The organism is Laspinema olomoucense D3b, assembly GCF_025370785.1.
Taxonomy (GTDB): domain Bacteria; phylum Cyanobacteriota; class Cyanobacteriia; order Cyanobacteriales; family Laspinemataceae; genus Laspinema; species Laspinema olomoucense.
This window is the reverse complement of the sequence record NZ_JAMXFA010000010.1, coordinates 160,912-179,850: the sequence shown is the minus strand read 5'-3', so window position 1 is coordinate 179,850 and position 18,939 is coordinate 160,912. Positions and strand designations below refer to the sequence as shown.

Genomic DNA, 18,939 nt, shown 5'->3' with positions numbered 1-18,939 from the left:
GAGCCGTGTGAAGGGAAACTTTCACGCACGGTTCTGAAGACGAGTCGGGTGGGCGACTGCCCGGCTTAGTTTAATCCAATCCAGTTTTTTGGAGGTCAAGGTGACAATCGGGCGTTACTTGGCGATCGCCAAGTAACGCAGGGAACGACTGAAGTCGGTACTACAAACGAGGCAAGGGGAACACAAGTTTAGCCCGCGCAGGCGGGCTTTGTTCGTATAGCCTCCGGGCTTTAGCCTGCGGGGGTAGAAGAAAGAGCCTTACTACAAACATAGGAACAAAACAACGATTCTTAGCCCGCGCAGGCGGGCTTTGTTCCTATAGCCTCCGGGCTTTAGCCTGCGGGGGTAGAAGAAAGAGCTTTCTCCATAATCAGCTTAGAACGTTTCACAGGGTCAGGGATTTGAATGGGATAATCTCCGGTGAAACAGGCGGAACAGAAGCGGCTGGGGTCTTCTCCTGTCGCAATCAGCATTCCTTCCCAACTCAAATAAGCGAGGGAATCTACTTCGATTTGTGCTTCAATCTCCGCTACGGATTTAGTCGCCGCAATCAGTTGATCTTGACTGTCGGTATCGATGCCGTAGAAGCAGGGATGAGTCACGGGTGGGGATGAAATCCTCATGTGTACTTCCGTTGCACCCGCATCCCGCAAGGCTTTGACGATTTTGCGGCTGGTGGTACCGCGCACGATGGAATCATCCACCATTAAGACTTTTTTGCCCGTGAGGACATCTTTGAGGGGGTTGAGCTTCATTTTAATCCCGGACTCCCTCATGTGCTGAGTGGGTTGGATGAAGGTGCGCCCCACGTAGCGGTTTTTAATCAGTCCCTCTGCGTAGGGAATGCCCGATGTCTGGGAAAAGCCGATCGCCGCCGGAATGCCGGAGTCGGGAACGCCGATGACGATATCCACATCCGCCGGAGATTCTTTCGCCAGTTGTCGTCCCAGTTGCAGGCGATAGCTATACAAAGACTCATTGCACATGATGCTATCGGGTCGCGCAAAGTATATCATCTCAAATATACAAAGTTTACGCTCTGAGGCTTGACTCCAATGGAAGGAGGCTAATCCTTCTTCCCCAATCCAGACTAATTCTCCCGGTTCCACATCGCGCAGGTATTCTGCACCAATGATGTCTAACCCACAGGTTTCGGAGGCGAGAACATAGCGGGTGGGGTTGCCTTCTAAGGTGCCAATCACGAGAGGACGAATGCCGTTGGGGTCCCGGGCTCCCATGATGCCTGTGGGGGTGGCGATCGCCAAGCTATAGGCTCCCTTACACCGTTGAAAGGCACTGATCGCCGCATCTAACCAATCTTTGCCCTTGTCCACTTCTAACCCGATCGCCCAGGCAATCATTTCTGAATCCGTTGTGGTGATCAAGTTGCACTTTTGTTCGATTAACTCTTGACCCAGCACTGCGGTATTGACAAGATTACCATTATGTGCTAATGCCAACGGACCTAATCGAGTCGGGACGATCGCCGGTTGAGCATTCACCACGCGACTGGTTCCCGTCGTCGAATACCGGGTATGTCCCACCGCCAAATGTCCGGGTAATTCCTCCAGAATCGTCTCATTAAAAACTTGGGAAACTAGCCCCATGCCTTTATGCAGATGGACTTGGGCATTACTATCAAATGTCGCAATTCCAGCAGATTCTTGACCCCGATGCTGAAGGGCATAGAGACCAAAATAGGTCATTTTCGCCACATCTTCACCGGGGGCATAAACGCCAAACACGCCACAGGCTTCTTCTGGTTTATCCGGGCGGTTGGACAGAGCAGGGTTAACCTCAGTCGATTCACTCAAAGAGCCTGCGGATGCAGGATAATGCTCGTCAGAGGACAAGGGATGATGGGGGATCATGCTTACGGCTTCGCTCCTGTTTCGGGTAGTAGATCAACCGGGAAGGTTTGGGGATGCAGATAGGCGACGTTCGATGGCATTGGACCAGCGATCGCGCATATCTGTCATACTAACGTCAATTAAGGGAAGGTTAACATCAGAATTAACGATTAAACCCGTCTGGATGTCGGATACTTCCCCAATTTTTTGCCAATTTCCTGCCAAGTGTTCCTGTAAATAAGATTCCCACTTTTCCACCTGTTCTGAAGACACCGAGACGACAATCCGCGCACCCCCTTCGGCAAATAGAATTTCATCCCAGCGCGAGACGGTTGCTGCATCGGCATTTAAGGTAATTTTCGCCCCTAAATTCCCGCCAATACAAGATTCAGCCAAAGCCACGATTAAGCCCCCTTCCGCCGAATCGTGGGCCGATTGTACCCACCCTTGGCGAATCCCTTCCCGACAGGTGGTTTGCACTTGTCGTTCCAACTGATAATCCACTACGGGCGGTTTCCCGGCAACAGTTGCATGAATCGCGGCTAAATATTCCGAACCGCCTAAAGAAACATTCGGGGTTTTCGCGGCAATGGGTAATCCCAACAGATAAATCACATCCCCAGGATTGCGCCACCCTTGTCCACACACTTGAGTAATATCCGGAATCAATCCCACCATGCCAATCACTGGCGTAGGATAAATCGGCGTCGGTTCCCCCTTGGCATCGAGGGTTTCATTGTACAGGGAGACATTCCCCCCAGTCACGGGAGTTGCAAACTCGCTACAAGCCTCAGAAATGCCTTTGCAAGCTGATGCTAATTGCCAATAGCCGATGGGTTTTTCGGGACTACCGAAATTGAGATTATCCGTCACCGCAATGGGTTCGGCACCCACACAGCTTAAATTGCGGGCAGCTTCTGCTACCACTGCCTTAGCGCCTTCGTAGGGGTCCAGATACACATATCGGGAATTGCAATCTACCGTAGCGGCAACCCCGCGATGAGTGGCGGGAGTGGAGGAGAGGGGTGATTGAGGGCGTAACCGTACCACTGCTGCATCTCCCCCTCCAGGTAGCAAGACGGTATTATTCTGCACCTGATGATCATATTGCCGATAAACCCACCGCTTCGAGGCAATGGTAGGAGTATCTAATAATTGCAATAAAATCTCAGCCCAAGTCTGGGATTTGCCTTGAATATCGATTCCTTCTGCCGTGCAAGGGGGAAGAGTCTCCGGAGTCCACTGCCATGCTTTTTGGGCATATTCTGGGGGTTCTGCCATTAACTCGCGATCGTAAATGGGGGTATCTTCCGCTAAAGCGCGGCAGGGGATTTCTGCGGCAACTCCCCCTTGATGGAGAATCCGCACAATCGGTTCAGCAATCACCGTCCCGGCAATCACTGCTTGCAGTCCCCAACGATGGAAAATCTCAATCAGTTCTTGTTCCCGTCCCTTGTGTGCCACAAACAGCATCCGTTCCTGGGATTCGGAGAGGAGGAACTCGTAGGGAACCATGCCAGTTTCTCGGACAGGGATTAAGTCTAAATCCAGTTCAATGCCGAGATTCCCTTTCGCTGCCATTTCGGAGGTGGAACAGGTAATTCCCGCAGCGCCCATATCCTGCGCGGCAACCACTGCGCCGGTGTTGAAGGCTTCTAAACAGGCTTCAATCAGGGATTTTTCTAAGAAGGGGTCGCCCACTTGAACCGCAGGGCGATCGTCTGCGGATTTATCCGTCAATTCTGCACTGGCGAAACTCGCCCCTCCCATACCATCTCTGCCGGTGGTAGAACCAACATAGAGGACGGGATTGCCGACACCGGAAGCACCAGATTTGACAATTTCGGGGGTTTCCATAATCCCTAATGCCATGACATTGACAAGGGGATTGCCGGTATAGGCGCGATCGAAGTACACTTCGCCGCCTACGGTGGGGACTCCAACACAGTTATGGGTGACAATGCCGGAGGTGGTGACAAACAGATGAGTGTTGTCCACTTCAATATCGTAGACATCGCATTCCTCAACGGCATTCGTTTCAATGCTCTTGATTTTGACAAATGCCAGTTCGTTGGAGACTGCATAAACGGGGAAAGAATCGTCAGTCTGGCGAACTCGTTCTAATACGGTGGTTGATTTGGTGTTGGGTTCTGGGCTAAAAATATCGGGATTAACTGCATGAATTTGGGTCGATCGCCCGAATGCCTGGACTTCCCTCGTGGATGCGATCGCAGGGGAGGGCATATTCCTCAAAATAGGGATAAGATTGCCCACTTGTAAGCTGTTGGCATTGCGAGTCTGCCACACTCCCTCTTCTAAAATGCACATCGGATGATCCTGGGTCATGGTTAGGGTCCGACCCAATGCTGTACCGATGGTAATTAAGGTGGTGGCGCGTCGTTTGAAGACGCGGCGAACGGGTTGCCAGCAACTCTGCTGGGTATCAGGTTCCAGAGAGAGGGTTTCAATGCCAGCGCTTGGATCAAGTTCTGCGGTGGTTTGATTTGGGGGTAAATGGGATTCGACAAAGTTGCCGATGGTATCGAAATGAACGCCATTTTTATCCCGCCAGATTAGGGTTTCGCTGGGAATTAAGCAGTTCCCATAATGACTGATTCCTTCTACAACGCCGGTGAAGATGCGGCGAGTGCGGGGGTCTTCGATGTTTCCGAAGCGCAGGGAGTTGAGAAGGGCGACTGGGCGTGCACCCATTGTAAAGATATCTCGGAGGATGCCGCCAACGCCGGTGGCTGCACCTTGAAAGGGCTCGATCGCCGAGGGGTGGTTATGGGATTCGATTTTAAACGCGAGGCGCAATCCGTCTCCACAGTCTATCACCCCAGCATTTTCTCCAGGACCGACTAAGATGCGATCGCCGGTGGTGGGAAACTGTTTTAGCAGGGGACGGGAGTTCTTATAACAACAGTGTTCGGACCACATCACGCCAAACATTCCCAATTCTGCTTTATTGGGATGGCGTCCTAGCCGTTTGACGATTTCTTCATATTCTGCCGGTTTCAGACTTTCGGCAGCGATTTCTTCCGGAGAAAAGGGGGCGTTTGAGATTGCAGACATGGATTAGGGCGTTGCACCAGAGTACAGTCCCCCTATTTTATCTGGATTTGGGCCATTCCTACGTTTTGATATGTTTTTGCAAGAATTCGCCTCATGCTGAATGGGTCTAGCGATCGCCTCAGCTATGGCATCATGGGTGAGGTTAATTGGGTTAAATTCAGGTTCACAGCAATAATGCTCTGGGCGATCGCGCCGTTAATTCGTAAAGGCTCAAAACCCACCGGACCTCATGCTAGAGCAGTGGGCGGCTTGTCTGGGTCTAGTTTTTTTTGCTGGTAACCTGGAGGATGCCACCGATCGCCCAATCGGTCCTCTCTCCTATTTGTCAAATGCCTCGATTAATGCAGACAAATATCGAAAATGGCTTCACCTACGCGCTTCGAGTTTCCCATCGCTAAAGCACAATATCTCTTCAACCGCGCCAGTGAACCAGGACAAGGAGGAGATAAGCGGAAATTCTGGCGGGATGTGATGGGGTTTGAGTCATCAGAAGCAATTCGAGAGGCAATCTTAACTGAGGTATCCTTGGATATATTGCAACCTCAGAGCCAAAACGAACAGGGTGAACTTTATCGTGCCTATATAGAAGTTACAGGCATTTCTGGGATTTCTCGACGCATTAGAACGGTTTGGATTGTGCTATTGGATGAAGATGTTGCTAGGTTTGTAACAGCAGTACCGGATAGATTAGGAGGGTTGTAATGGCTCGATTTCAGCTATTTGATGGGGTTAAACTCACTGAAGCAATCCCCTTAACCGATGGGGGACGGGCGCAGGTGGAAACCGTCGGCACAATTGTGGAAGTTCTGGGAGAGGGAAAGGCTTATATTGTCGAATTGTTTGGGGGTTGGGTTAAGTACGATGAAAATGGTAATTTTGTGTCAGCGACTCAGGATGAATCTGATTCGTTTATGGAGACAATCGGGGTAGAAACCGTTTACCCTCATCAATTAGTTTTAACAATTCCTGCTCGTGAAGCGATGGGAGTTCGAGAACATTTAACAGCAGTTTTAGATAATTTATCGGATGATTTAGTTGCTGAAGTTCGCGACTTTGCCGAATTTTTACAGCAGAAACAGTAACAAAAGTAAGTCAGTTAACAAAATGCTAACTGACCCAGAACTGAAATAGAAAGTTTATACAATTTGGGATAGATTATGGTCGTCGGGACTGTCTAACCCGATGGACTTGATCGAACAATTCTCCTATCTCCTATTTCTCAAACGCCTGGATAATACTTCCTTACTCATTTTGTCTTCCACCACATCCAGAACCATCTGGTAAGTCGCATCCGCTGACAAGTCGAGGCGGTATCTGTTGATTCTGAGGAACGTATCCATTACCGCGAAGGCAGTGCGCTTGTTGCCATCCACAAAGGGATGATTCTTTGCCAGATGGTAAAGGTACGCTGCGGCTTGTTCTGGTAGAGTGGGATGCAGCAACTGTCCGCCAAAAGTAGCTTGAGGTTGAGCCAATGCGGAGTCAAGTAACCCTTCGTCTCTGATCCCAGAAGTGCCGCCAAATTTGTTGATTTGACGATTGTGGATATCCAGCACTTGGGACAGTTGAATCAATCTAGGAGTCTGCAAGGCGACGGTAAACCTCCTCCCATTCTTGTTCTGATGCTAAATAAGCCTCCCAGACTTCTTCATCGGAGGCTGATGTAAATAAGGGTTGGTCAGGCGATCGCTCTTGTTCGCTGGAGTTACTATTTTCGGGAGTCGATTCAGTATAGCTATCCTGATCAACCGGGTTGATTTGTTTTGAACTCGGTTCCATTGTACTTCTTTCAAAACTATTATTTTTATAAATTATAGCCTATATCAGTCTTCAATAAATTGTAAAAAAAAATCTTCAATCTTGAAAGTCCTGGAAAGCACGCATCTTGCTCGCTTGCTTTATTACAAATGATTTAGGATTGCTATAGCAACAACTTCAGTGGTCATAAAGAACCGGGATAACTACTGAAGTCGTTACTACAAATCAGGAAAAAGATTAGCCCGCGCAGGCGGGCTTTGTTTGTATAGCCCCACCCTTCAGGGTGCGGGCGGGCTATATTTCCTACACCTTAGCCACTTCTGAAAAACGAATTTTTAAATAATCATCTTCCATTTTGGCTCCCGAAGGCTGTAATGCTGCCAAGGCTTGGGGTAACACCAAATTCCGGCGATGATTACCAATGGTAATATTCAATTCATCAGCGCTTTTACTGAGTTGAATTTGGTCTTTAGGAATACCCGGTAAATACAATTCTAAACTGTATTCATTCTGGTTTTGCACCACGCGGACGGTGGTTTCTTTATAGTAAACCTGGCTGGGGTCTTCATCTTTGCCGTACAAGGTTTCTTTGAGGCGATCGAGTGCTTCTAAGCCGCACATTTCCTCAGAATAGAGGGGCACTTCTTTCACGGGTAAGGGATGGAAATTTTCATGAATTTCCTGTCGATACTGGGTTTGATTTTCTTTCCAACGTTGGAAGAAGGGGTCGGTGACACTTTCGGGAATAATCCGGTTGGCAACAATCAAATCGGTGGCTACATTATATAAACTCAAATATGCATGAGCGCGTAAGGATTCTTTAATCACCATTTTCTCGGGATTGGTGACTAAGCGGACGGAGGTTTGAGTATTATCGGTTAAGACCTTTTCTAATGCCTCAATTTGTTCATAAAACTCAAAAGGTGCGTCCATCACCTCTTTATCCGGCAGAGAAAATCCCGCGATCGGGCGGAAGATGGGTTCGACGAAGGGTCGCAGCGCGACGGATATGCCTTGGAAGGGTTTATAAAATCGTCTCATGTACCAGCCCCCGACTTCGGGTAAGCTGAGTAAACGTAGCGCAGTCCCGGTGGGTGCAGAGTCAATAATTAGGACATCATAGAAGCCTTCATCATAATGCCGTTTCATCCGCACAAGACCGAATATTTCATCCATTCCGGGTAAAATGGCGAGTTCTTCGGCTTGAATCCCTTCGAGTCCTCTGGCTTGCAAAACTTGGGTAATATAGCGTTTGACTGACCCCCAGTTGGCTTCTAATTCGATGAGTGCATCAAGTTCTGCACCCCAGAGGTTCTCTCTAACGAGGCGAGGTTCGTGACCTAATTCCATGTCGAAGCTATCCGCCAAGGAATGCGCTGGGTCGGTACTCAATACTAAGGTTTTATAGCCTAATTCGGCACATTGTAATCCGGTGGCAGCGGCAACGGATGTTTTACCCACGCCGCCTTTGCCGGTCATTAAAATTAATCGCATGGATCTTTTACCCCTGCCTGAGAATTGTTAACATCTCTTTACTTTAACGGTTTTTTCCCGAAACCTGTGGTTTGAAGTGCTGTTTGAGGACGTCGAGGCGGGAGATATCCCAGTAATCGATATGGGAGATGATTTTTCCTTCGGGGTTGAGTTGCAATTCACTACGTCCCGAGATGGCAATCCGGGGTTGCCAGGGGAGGGGGGTGGTCCAATTCAGGGTCCAGCGGGTTTCGATGGTGTTGTCGATGCGGCGAATGTCGTGTAAGTCCATTTTGATTTGTTTAAACCAGGTGGACATGAAGCCAATCATCTGCCGGTAGCGATCGCACCCTTGAAACTCGGTCATCGGGTCTTTAAAATAAACTGTTTCGCTATAAAGGCTATAGGTCTGATTTTTGGGAAACTGTTGATAGTCTTGTTTGAGAATTTCAATAATGTCCATAAAGCCCAGAAAATTGCTACAACTTTTAAGAACAATAATAAACCCCCAGCAATTGCCAGGGGTTTATTAAAATGTGATTCAAATGAAGGGTTGAGAGCGAATTTTCACCCCTTCATTTTCTAACCTTTATGCAAACCATTCTTCAACGGCTTCTTCCTTGGTGTTGGTCCGACGAGCAGGGGTGACCCGATTGAAGTTCATGTGAATCTCGCGGGTTTGTTCACCGTCGGAGGCAACTGCGACGATCGGGTAGTCGATAATGCCATCTTGGAAGGACATCTGGAAGCGGAAGGTCCCATCTGCATTCAGTTTGATGGGACGCCCACCGATGGTGACAGTGGCATCGGGTTCGGTGGCACCGTAGACGATCAATTCGGCATCAGCAACCAACCAGAATTTGCGAGGACGGTTGGGGGGTGCGGAGGCGAATCCTGCACCGGACATATTCATGCCGACTCCGGACATATTCATGCCGATACCGGAAGCGGTGGGAACGGCCCACATTCCCACACCGGAGGGGAAGACGTAGGAACTGAGGACTTGTTCAGGGGCCATCGAACCCGGGACGTGCTGCATGGACCCGAACAGGGAACCGGCAACGCGCTGAGATTCGGCAGTTTGAGTCATGCCAAAGATTTCGTCGTAAATGGCGTTGGAGCTTGTTGCCACTGGCGCTTTTTTGCTGGGGGGAACCAGTTGCATGAAGGTCTTGCCGCGTAGGTCTTCTTCCCATTCGATGGTGAGGAAGTGGTCTTCAATCCAGTCGGAGGGATAAACCGGGGGAATGTGGACGAGGGCGGAACGGGAGAGGACTAACCAGCGACCATCGGCACAACGGTAGCCGATATCCACGACGTAATCGCGATCGCTCACGGGGATCGGTAAGTACCATTCCCGCGCTAGTTCGTCGCAAGGATATTCTTGAATGCTGTGGGGGCTTTGGGTTTCGATGTTGATATCGGTGACATCGTACAGGCGCAGGGCTAATTGTTGGCCCCCTTGACGGCGCATTTCTTCTTTGTTGCTGTTGGGAATATCCCAGTAGCTATACGCCCATTGGGGATCGCGGGGTAACAGCATGATGCGGCTTTCACCGTAACCACCAGGTAAATCGCCGAGTCCTTCATCCACTGAGGCGAGAGTTCCACCTGTGCGATCTTCTTGACCCAGTTCAAATTTTGCTGCTTCCACTTCTTCCTGTGCCTCCAATGTACGAGTTTGTTCTACGGAAATCTTGGTGCGTTGTTTTTCTTGAATGGATGCCAGAAGCTGAGATTTCCTCATCCGGCTATAACGAGAGATTCCACATTCGCTGGCAACTCGGCGAAGTTGCCGTAGGGTCATCTCTTCTAAGGGGGGTCGTTCTTTTGCCATTGTTCTCTTGGCCTCCTATTTCAGCTATACGGCAGGTGGATTGCTTCCGATGTCAAAATGTCTCGTTGTGGTTGAATTGGTTCGAGCAATTAGTTCGGAATGTTAGTTAGCCTTGCCTGTAAATGAGCGATCGCGATCCTCCTTCCCTATCATTAAGTTTTTATGGCGGGACGAATCCCTAGTTAATTAAGTGAATGGAATTTGTACCGCAGGATCATAAAACGGTTGCCTTACGGTTTGCCCAATTCATAAAAATTAGCTGCGGCTCGATCGCCGATCTCATTTTTATTTGCCCATACACATCAGGTCCTGCTAGACCATCTTGAGATTTGAATCTCCTCTGTGTTTTCGTGCGCCAATCTCAATCAGAGGTCCTGATTTGGAGTTCGCTCAGAAATCAACCGGGATGAGTTCATTTCTCTTGACTGTTCCTCGCTGAATGCGGGGACTTGCAGTTACCCTACTGCGCTCGACCAATGTTTCCCGAGGTTGAGGGTCCTCATCCAAAATGGTGTTGACTCTCGATTGGGTCCCTGGGCTGTTGAGTACAGCTTTTTTTTGGGATCGTGGGGGATCGCTTGGTTATGTCTATGTTGCAGAAAAGATTCGATAGGGTCAAGGGGGTACGGCAGGTGATTCTAGGCAAATCTACGGGTTATTACGGATTTATAAGCAGTTCGGGGATCGTAATGTCATGAACTCTTGATATACCCCGGGGATCGATCCCCGATCCCCCAGGAGATAATGTCAGGATTTGATGACAATTAGAGGGCGATCGGTGTTAAGCCTTATAGAACGGGAGATTTGGTCATTGGTCCTTGGTCCCTCGTTACATGGCTCTGTCATGTAATGCGCTGTTGGACCTGGTGGCTCCAGGCCCCAAACAGGTGTCGTCCGCCATCTGCCGAGAAACGAAGAAAAAAATAACCGATGGGGTGAGTTCCCATCGGTTAAAATCCGGACTTGATGAGCATCTAGGGTAGGATTACCCAGTCACGAATGCGCCATTGACCGTCTTCCCGAACCAACTGGTACTGAACCCGTAAATTGTCATCCCGAGTGCTACTGAGTTGTCCATTCTCAAATAACCGGGCGGTTTCACTGACCTGTGCCTCTACTGTGGCGCGGTTGGGGTCTGTGGGACTCATTTCAAAGCCGGTTTCTTGAATATTGTGGTCATATTCCCAATACCAATTTTCCCCACGGGCGGCTTCGGCGCGGCGTTGCCACAAGGAGAGGGCCGGATCCATCAAGATTTCGGGTAATTTTTGCACCTGATGAGTGCTGCCGAGGGCTTCAGATTTGATGGTGAACCATTTTTGAAGGACCCCTTGGGCGATCGCCTCGTTAAGAGGTCCTGTTGCGCCGAGTTCTTCCGGGGTGGGTTGGGTGGAGATGGGGATCGCCGATTGGTCTAGCTGAATGCTCAGTTGTTCGCCCTGTAAGGATGGCCCACCCTGAAATAATCCCGCCACCCAGCGCAGGGAGTTAATCAGTAACCACAGCAGCAATAACCCCAGTAACCCCCCGACGCCTAACAAAATCCAACGCTCTAGTTTTGGGTTTTTGCCTTTAGCGCCCGTGCGTCCGACGCCACTGCGACGGGATGGCGGGGTTTCAATGGGTTCTAATCCGCGAACTCGGGCGGCGATGGGTAATTTGCTGCGATCGTCCCGTTTCCCATTGCCGGATGCACTGCGGTCCTCACTGGGACGAGTGCGATCGCGAATTCTTCCGGGGCCAGCGGTATCCGGATTAGAACTGGTGCGAATCGCAGTGGGAAGGGTTGCTAAGGAAACTACAGAGGACGAGAGACTGGGATTTTTACCCGGTGTCCCATTGCTGGCACCATTACTATCTAACCGCAAGGTGGTCATGAATGCCGTATCCCGTCTTGGGGTAGGTTGCGGTAATCCAATGGTGACCGGATTCGGTGGCGGCGGTACAACCATCCACTCGTTTACCTCATCGGCAGTCGTCTCGGGGAGGGCCTCTAAATAGGCTTGCACCTGTTCATCAGCAAAATAATCTTTTAAGGATGCCTGGGCCGTTGCCAAATCCCGAAAATGGGGAAAGACCTCGGATTGTAGCCACCGTTCTGCGTACAAGCACAGTCCAGGGAGCAAATCCGGTGAATTGCGAGAATTTTCTTGAATAAAGGTGAGGGTTTCCTGTTCCTGAGTCAGTTCCAAAGATTGGGCCGCATCCTCAGTTTGGCCCAACAGCAGGGAACAGACCGATTGTTCCAAGTGGACATCCTGACGTCGCCCTAAATGGGTCAACAGCATTTGACCCCGGCGGATCAGGGCCGGTTGGCGGGCGGCAAATCCTCGGGCCACGAGGGCATAAACCGCCAGGTAGGTGGCAACGGCGGAGGGACGGCGGGCTTCAGCTTCAAATAAATCTTGCTGTTCGGCGGCGGTGAGATGGCTTCTGAGTTGCTGAATGAACCGTAAAAAATCATCTACGGATAAGCCCGAGCGATCGTCCCCAGTGCCATCAATTCCCCCCCGTTCCTGCAACATATCTTGCAAGAGTTGCAATCCCCGTTGCCGTTCTTTACCTCGGGTTTCCGGGAGGGCTAATAGTTCTAAAATCCGGTAGGGTCGGAGTTTGTAGAGGTCCGCCTGCATTTCTCCGCGCACTGCGGGAAAGAGTCCTTCGCGCAAGAGCATTTCTTGGCCGTTTTCTAGGGAGATGGCGGCATTTTCATATTTGCCCCCCTGCCATTGTTCCCGACCCAGTTCTAAACAGGCCAGGGCTAAGGTGAGGATAATATCCGCCTCAACCAGTTTGGGGTCTCCGAACCGGCCATTTTTTAAACTACTGTTGCTACCGCTGAGGATCGGCAGTCCGAGTTTCAAGACCAGTTCATATTCCCCAAGTTCTTGGAGGATCAGTAAGGACCCGATGAACCCTTCGGAGGGGATATCGATATTGGGGGTATGGGGATCGAGATAGGAGTCGCTGGCCTCTACTCCCCCTGTTCCTGTGGAGGAGTCAGCCCCAGGTGACTCTAATTGATAGGCTTTGGCAAGAAAGCTGGCGTCATATTTTTGACGCTCCTCGGGATCGCTCAGAACGGCATAGGCTTCGTCAATGAGTTGTCTGCGAGCACTTGTGGCGACTTCAGAATATTCCCGCCTTGGGAGTTGCTCTTTGCGATCGCGATGGGCCTGCTTGAGCTGTTCAGCATAGCCAGGGGTTTCGACCCCAGGTACCTGAATTGGCAGGCCGAGAATCCGGTAATAATCGAGTGGCACTAGCACAATCTACTTCCCCTGCTTGATGAGCAACCAGACAAACCAATAGCAGCAAATATAAACGACTAAAAGAGTCCGATAATTATAGCCTTTAGTTTCTATGATAAAAGCTTTCAGGGTTATCTTATCTGGAGAATTGCGGCATCCTCCAAGGGTGAGCTAGGGTTCTGCCCGGGTGGGTAGGGTTTGCGTGGCTTGCCCGGTGTTTGCTTCTATTTAACAAGGTCCAGGGTACTTCGTCAACTGGGGGCCAATTCGGTGGGGTTTTTCTGGGGCAGTTGCCGTGACTGGGCAAAGCGATCAAACGTTTATGGTATGATGTTTGGCCTAGTGGCAATGGTGGTGGATTAATCCTTGATTGGGATAAAACAATCAAGATTGAAATTAATTTAAAGTGGCGACAACCGCTAGGGTTCCCCAGCAAAAACCCGCACCCTCTCGGGTGGGGGATTTGCGGAATTAGCCCGCCTACGCAGGCTAAAGAGAGAAAACCGACTTTTTACCACCGGATTTGGGGTTAAACCCAGGCAATTCGCGTTTCTTCCGAGGGCTAGGCCCTCGGGTTCCAAGCTACCAGGAGACTGTGATGATTCAGGAACGGACTTTACCAACATTTGACGTAAGCACCGTACAACTGTCGAAAGAAGACGGTTTGATGTTGTACGAAGATATGGTTTTAGGGCGCTTCTTTGAGGACAAATGCGCCGAAATGTACTACCGAGGCCGAATGTTTGGTTTTGTCCACCTCTACAATGGACAGGAGGCGGTCTCAACCGGGGTGATCCGGGCAATGAAACGGGATTGGGACTACGTTTGCAGTACCTATCGGGATCACGTTCATGCTTTGAGTGCGGGAGTGCCTGCTAGAGAGGTGATGGCGGAGTTATTCGGCAAGGCAACGGGATGCAGCAAGGGCCGTGGCGGTTCTATGCACTTGTTCTCGGGAGAGCATAATTTGTTGGGCGGTTTTGCGTTTGTGGCGGAAGGCATTCCGGTGGCAACTGGGGCCGCGTTTCAAAGCAAGTATCGTCGCGAAGCGATGGGAGATGCCGGGTCCGATAGCGTGACGGCTTGTTTCTTTGGCGATGGGGCCTGCAATAATGGGCAGTTTTTTGAGTGTTTGAATATGGCGGCACTCTGGAAGTTGCCGATTATTTATGTGGTAGAAAATAATAAATGGGCGATCGGGATGGCCCACGAACGGGCTACTTCTGAGCCGGAAATTTATAAGAAGGCGGCGGCGTTTGGAATGGTCGGGGTCGAAGTGGATGGGATGGATGTTTTGGCAGTTCGGACTGCGGCCCTAGAGGCGGTGGAACGCGCCCGCGCCGGAGAAGGTCCTACCCTGATTGAAGCGATGACCTATCGGTTCCGGGGTCACTCCCTGGCGGATCCTGATGAGCTTCGCAGCAAGGAAGAAAAGGAATTTTGGCTGTCTCGGGACCCGATTAAACGATTGAGTGCCTATCTCACCGAGAAGAATTTGGCGACAGCGGAGGAACTCAAGGAGATTGAGACTAAAGTGCAAGCGGTTGTGGATGAGTCGGTGAAGTTTGCGGAGAATAGTCCGGAACCGGACCCCTCGGAGTTATATCGCTATGTGTTTGCGGAAGATTAGTCCATTGTAAGTCAATTTCAGCTATTCCTCCGAGGGGAGGGATAGGAGGGGGGTGCGAGAATGCGCCCCTTTTTTGGTTCGGGTGTATCGCTTCTGATCCGGAATTCGGTACTGGGAGTTCGGCAAAAACTCTATCTAGGGTCGAAAAAAAGCTGAAACCTTTGCAGCATTAGGTTTACAGCTTTTTTCGACCCTAGACTTATGAGTGGGTTAGGGTGGCGTTTCCGTAGGAAGGGAAAGAAAAACGGTTCAGTTCAATCCAAACTTTATATTCCGATAGCTTTTCCTTGATTTAAAGATGAAACTCAAGGAAAGGGGGTAGAACAAAGCCAACTGTTTCTTTAATAAAATTATTCAGTGTCAGTTAACTTTTCTATCAAGTCTTGGGCTTTTTCAGCTAAACCGGGCGTGGGATTTTCTTCGCGATATTCGGAGAGATTTTCTTCGTATGCTTTTTCTTCAGTGTGGATATCTTTAGCTTCTTTTAGCATTTTTTCGTAGGATTCTTCTCGGCTCTCTAATTGATTGTCCCGTTTGTTGTTATCGATTTTATATTCTTCTTTGACTAATCTGGAATCTAAGCCGGTTGCTGCTTGGCTGGGATGAGCGAAGGCAAAAGCACCGGAAACGCTGATGAAGGTAAAGGCACAGGCGATCGCAATCAGTCCCAAACGGACTTGTTTTAAAGCGGATAAAATGCGTTGCATATCTTAATGACCTCTTGATTAGGGAACTTGTAAAACGAGAATTTGGTTATAGTGAGCATCCTAGGATACTGTTGGAGGCTCTTACATCTACCGAGAGATAGATTAAAGTCGGTCCTGGGTTATCCGGACGGATACTGTTAACCCTTGGGTGCGATCGCCTCCATAAACCGCCGATCAATCCAATCTTTACAAGTCCAAAGTAACCGAAACGGACCTATCCCAAATCTCCCTCGGGAGGCAACTGCCTTTCCAGTTCCGGTTCCAATTAAGGTTAAAAATTGCTGTTGGGGGTGGTAAGAAATTAAGGGTTTATCCTGCAAACGGCGGCAGAGGTTTTCAAATAAAGGTTTTCCCTGACGCACGGCAAAGACTCCTGCTTTGGGTCGGGGATTGTTGAGCAGGGTGGCAATATCTCCCGAGGCAAAAATGTTAGGATGAGATACGGATTGTAAGTGGTGATTGACTTGGATAAAGCCCTGATTATCTGTGGATAATCCAGAGGCCGAGAGCCAATCTGGTGCAGCGGCTTGAGTGACCCAAAATATCCGATCGCACTCCAGGGTTAATCCTGATTGACAGTTTAGTTCTAGGCGTTCTGAAGTCTGTTTTTTTAATTGGGTAACGGTTTGGTTGAGGTGCAGGTGAATTCCGCGATTCTGCATAATTTTGGTTAATGTTCTAGCGGCATACTGACTGTGGCTGGAAAGAATGTGACTGCTGCTATGAAAGAGATGATATTCTATATTCTGCCGGTATTGTGGCGCTAAGATTTTGTTAAGATGAGCTTGAATAGATAAGGTTAATTCGACCCCACCCGCACCCCCCCCTACAGTTGCTAAACTGCGGATTTGCTCAGGGGATTGCAAAACTTCTTCTCGGAATTGCTGCCAGGATTCTAATAATTTAGGAACGGGTTTAGCGGGAATGGCATAAGTGGCGGCACCGGGGACATTGAGCGTAGCCGGAGTGCTACCAATATCAATGGAGAGAACATCAAAGGGGATGGGGGGACGGTTGGCACAGAGGACTTGGTTTTGTTGTAAATCCAGAGCAATAGCGCGATCGCAATAGAATTCTGCTTGAGCTAAATTTGCCAGGGGTCTCAAATCGATATGTGCTTCATCAAAGGTATAAAACCCAGCCAAATAACCGGGTAACATTCCCGAATAGGGAGTCTGAAGCACATCGCTAATTAAGGTAATGCGAATTCCGAGGAGGGGAGACTTGGCAAACTCTCGCAAGGCGATCGCATGACTATGACCCCCACCGATTAAAACAAGGTCTTTCATGATTCTGGTCGTGGTTGCAGGATTCGAGGTAATCACGTCAGAAATGTGACATCGCACATCAAGACTTGACCGCCTTCATTTTACTCTACCTCATTTTCCTCCAGCTTTATCCATCATTGTTGGCAGGAAATGATAGGATGGGACAGAACTAGATTGCTCAAAAAATTGCGTCAATCCTGTGGAGTTGCTATCTTATCGCGTCTTATGAAATCAACCAACGAACTGCTAAGAAACCAAGTAGAAAAAGCCCTAATTGCTGCATTTGGGGAAGAAATGGCCGGAACTGACCCGGTTTTAGTGCCAACCGCTAATCCCAAATTTGGCGATTATCAAGCAAATTTAGCGATGTCTTTGGCAAAGCCTTTAAAACAAAAACCCCGCGATATTGCCCAAAAAATTATAGACAATATCGATGTCTCCGAATTTTGTGAACCGCCAGAAATTGCCGGACCGGGATTTATTAATTTTACCCTAAAAACTAGCTATTTAGAACAGCAACTCGCCGCCATTGAAGGGGACGAACGATTAGGAATTGAACCCGTGAGTCATCCCCAACGAGTGGTTGTGGATTTCTCTAGTCCCAATATTGCTAAAGAAATGCACGTGGGACATTTGCGTTCTACTATTATTGGAGATAGCATTGCGCGAATTTTAGAGTTTTGGGGACATGATGTGTTGCGCCTCAATCATGTGGGAGATTGGGGGACACAATTTGGGATGTTGATTACTTATTTGCGGGAAGTATCTCCGGATGCTTTAACCACGGCGAATGCGTTGGATTTAGGGGATTTAGTAGCTTTTTATAAGAAGGCGAAACAGCGCTTTGATGAGGATGAGGAATTCCGGGAGATTTCTCGGCAACAAGTGGTTAAATTGCAAGCAGGCGATCGCGAGGCAATCCGCGCCTGGGAACTGCTGTGCGAACAATCCCGCCAGGAGTTCCAACAAATTTATAATTTGCTGGATATTCAGCTAACTGAACGAGGAGAATCCTTCTATAATCCGTTCCTATCCAAGGTGGTTGAAGATTTAGAAACCCAAGGCTTATTAGTAGAAGACCAGGGTGCAAAATGCGTCTTTTTAGAGGGATTTACTAACAAAGAAGGGGAACCACAACCGTTAATTGTCCAGAAGACTAATGGGGGATATAATTATGCCACAACTGACTTAGCGGCATTGCGGTATCGGATTCAACAAGATAAATGCGATCGCATCATTTATGTCACCGATAGCGGTCAATCCACCCACTTCGCTCAATTCTTCCAAGTTGCTAGACGCGCCGGTTGGATTCCAGACAATATTGAAGTCGTTCATGTCCCTTTTGGATTAGTTTTAGGAGAAGGCGGAAAAAAACTTAAAACCCGCGAAGGAGACACCGTGCGCTTGCGGGATTTATTAGATGAAGCCGTCCTCCGTGCGCGCGCTCAACTCGAAAGTATTATCCAAGAAGAAGGCCGTTCCGAAAGCGTAGAATTCATCGAAAATGTCTCCCGAGTTGTTGGAATTGGTGCCGTCAAATATGCCGATCTCAGTCAAAATCGGAGCAGTAGTTATATCTTCAGCTACGATAAAATGCTCTCCCTGCAAGGCAATACCGCACCCTATATGCTCTATGCCTTCGTGCGGATTCAGGGAATCAGTCGCCAAGGCAATATCGATTTCGACAATCTCAGTTCTGATATTCAGATTCAATTGGGAGAAGAAACGGAATTAGCCTTAGCCAAACATATCCTGAGTTTGAGTGAAGTTCTCAAAGAAGTTGAAAAAGAGCTGTTACCTAATCGTCTCTGTGAGTACCTTTATCAAATCAGCAAGAAGTTCAATCAGTTTTATGAAAACTGTCCAGTATTGCAAGCCGAAGAACCGCAGCGTACCTCCCGGTTATTGCTCTGTGATTTAGCAGCAAAAACCTTAAAACTGGGGTTGTCTTTATTAGGCATCCAACTCATTGACCGGATGTAACCCTGGGGTGCAATTTCCTCGTGACGTGGCTCTGCCGCGTCACGAAATTCGGAGGCTCTGCCTCCAGTCCAGGAGCAGGGTCTTAAGTTGCCTATTTTACCTGTAAC

The 18,939-nt window shown here is 49.1% G+C and carries 15 protein-coding genes and 1 pseudogene; 6 read left to right on the top strand and 10 right to left on the bottom strand.

What is annotated here, in order from left to right; all coding sequences use genetic code 11:
- Positions 1 to 332: 332 nt before the first annotated feature.
- Together purF and purL are read right to left on the bottom strand one after the other, a co-directional pair.
- On the bottom strand, positions 333 to 1,871 hold the full coding sequence (purF, locus tag NG792_RS10000) for an amidophosphoribosyltransferase (RefSeq protein ID WP_261196959.1): 1,539 nt from the start codon (positions 1,869 to 1,871) through the stop codon (positions 333 to 335).
- Positions 1,872 to 1,904: 33 nt separating this feature from the next.
- Positions 1,905 to 4,925, bottom strand: a complete 3,021-nt coding sequence (purL, locus tag NG792_RS09995) for a phosphoribosylformylglycinamidine synthase subunit PurL (RefSeq protein ID WP_261235352.1) — start codon at positions 4,923 to 4,925, stop codon at positions 1,905 to 1,907.
- 93 nt (positions 4,926 to 5,018) lie between these two features.
- On the opposite strand from purL, the gene NG792_RS09990 reads away from it, so the two are divergent.
- From NG792_RS09990 to NG792_RS29080, 4 genes and pseudogenes are all read left to right on the top strand, one after another.
- On the top strand, positions 5,019 to 5,204 hold the full coding sequence (locus NG792_RS09990) for a hypothetical protein (RefSeq protein ID WP_261196956.1): 186 nt from the start codon (positions 5,019 to 5,021) through the stop codon (positions 5,202 to 5,204).
- Between the two features lie 81 nt (positions 5,205 to 5,285).
- Positions 5,286 to 5,627 carry a DUF6883 domain-containing protein gene (locus NG792_RS09985; protein ID WP_261235351.1) on the top strand — a complete coding sequence of 114 codons (342 nt, stop codon included), beginning with the start codon at positions 5,286 to 5,288 and terminating at the stop codon, positions 5,625 to 5,627.
- Positions 5,627 to 6,007 carry a DUF2281 domain-containing protein gene (locus NG792_RS09980; protein WP_261235350.1) on the top strand — a complete coding sequence of 127 codons (381 nt, stop codon included), beginning with the start codon at positions 5,627 to 5,629 and terminating at the stop codon, positions 6,005 to 6,007. Before NG792_RS09985 ends, NG792_RS09980 begins: the two co-directional genes overlap by 1 nt.
- 61 nt (positions 6,008 to 6,068) lie before the next feature.
- Positions 6,069 to 6,116: pseudogene (locus NG792_RS29080) on the top strand (hypothetical protein); the annotation flags it as partial.
- Between the two features lie 14 nt (positions 6,117 to 6,130).
- Here NG792_RS29080 and NG792_RS09975 read toward each other — a convergent pair.
- The 6 genes from NG792_RS09975 to NG792_RS09950 form a co-directional block, all read right to left on the bottom strand.
- Entirely contained in the window at positions 6,131 to 6,499 is a 369-nt protein-coding gene (locus NG792_RS09975) for a type II toxin-antitoxin system death-on-curing family toxin (protein ID WP_317619500.1), read from the bottom strand.
- Position 6,500: 1 nt separating this feature from the next.
- Positions 6,501 to 6,704, bottom strand: coding sequence for a hypothetical protein (locus NG792_RS09970; RefSeq protein ID WP_261196948.1), 204 nt, complete (start codon positions 6,702 to 6,704; stop codon positions 6,501 to 6,503).
- Positions 6,705 to 6,986: 282 nt separating this feature from the next.
- Positions 6,987 to 8,177 carry a TRC40/GET3/ArsA family transport-energizing ATPase gene (locus NG792_RS09965; protein WP_261235348.1) on the bottom strand — a complete coding sequence of 397 codons (1,191 nt, stop codon included), beginning with the start codon at positions 8,175 to 8,177 and terminating at the stop codon, positions 6,987 to 6,989.
- A gap of 43 nt (positions 8,178 to 8,220) precedes the next feature.
- The gene (locus tag NG792_RS09960) at positions 8,221 to 8,619 is read right to left on the bottom strand and encodes a C6orf136 family protein (protein ID WP_261235347.1); all 399 of its coding nucleotides are present in this window, start codon (positions 8,617 to 8,619) and stop codon (positions 8,221 to 8,223) included.
- 126 nt (positions 8,620 to 8,745) lie between these two features.
- Complete coding sequence (locus NG792_RS09955; RefSeq protein ID WP_261196945.1) at positions 8,746 to 9,993, bottom strand: DUF4912 domain-containing protein; 1,248 nt, start codon at positions 9,991 to 9,993, stop codon at positions 8,746 to 8,748.
- 974 nt (positions 9,994 to 10,967) lie between these two features.
- A complete protein-coding gene (locus NG792_RS09950; RefSeq protein WP_261196944.1) occupies positions 10,968 to 13,262 on the bottom strand; it encodes an IMS domain-containing protein in 2,295 nt (764 codons plus the stop codon).
- Positions 13,263 to 13,842: 580 nt separating this feature from the next.
- Here NG792_RS09950 and pdhA point away from each other — a divergent pair.
- Entirely contained in the window at positions 13,843 to 14,874 is a 1,032-nt protein-coding gene (gene pdhA, locus NG792_RS09945; protein WP_261196943.1) for a pyruvate dehydrogenase (acetyl-transferring) E1 component subunit alpha, read from the top strand.
- Positions 14,875 to 15,224: 350 nt separating this feature from the next.
- Here pdhA and NG792_RS09940 read toward each other — a convergent pair whose 3' ends face one another.
- Positions 15,225 to 15,581 (bottom strand): hypothetical protein, encoded by a 357-nt coding sequence (locus NG792_RS09940; protein WP_261196942.1) that lies wholly within the window; start codon positions 15,579 to 15,581, stop codon positions 15,225 to 15,227.
- Between the two features lie 137 nt (positions 15,582 to 15,718).
- Positions 15,719 to 16,870: an FAD-dependent oxidoreductase gene (locus NG792_RS09935; protein WP_261235346.1), complete on the bottom strand. Its 1,152-nt coding sequence runs from the start codon at positions 16,868 to 16,870 to the stop codon at positions 15,719 to 15,721.
- A 204-nt stretch (positions 16,871 to 17,074) separates the two neighbouring features.
- Here NG792_RS09935 and argS point away from each other — a divergent pair, with 204 nt between their 5' ends.
- Positions 17,075 to 18,832, top strand: a complete 1,758-nt coding sequence (gene argS, locus NG792_RS09930) for an arginine--tRNA ligase (protein ID WP_261196940.1) — start codon at positions 17,075 to 17,077, stop codon at positions 18,830 to 18,832.
- Positions 18,833 to 18,939: the final 107 nt, after the last annotated feature.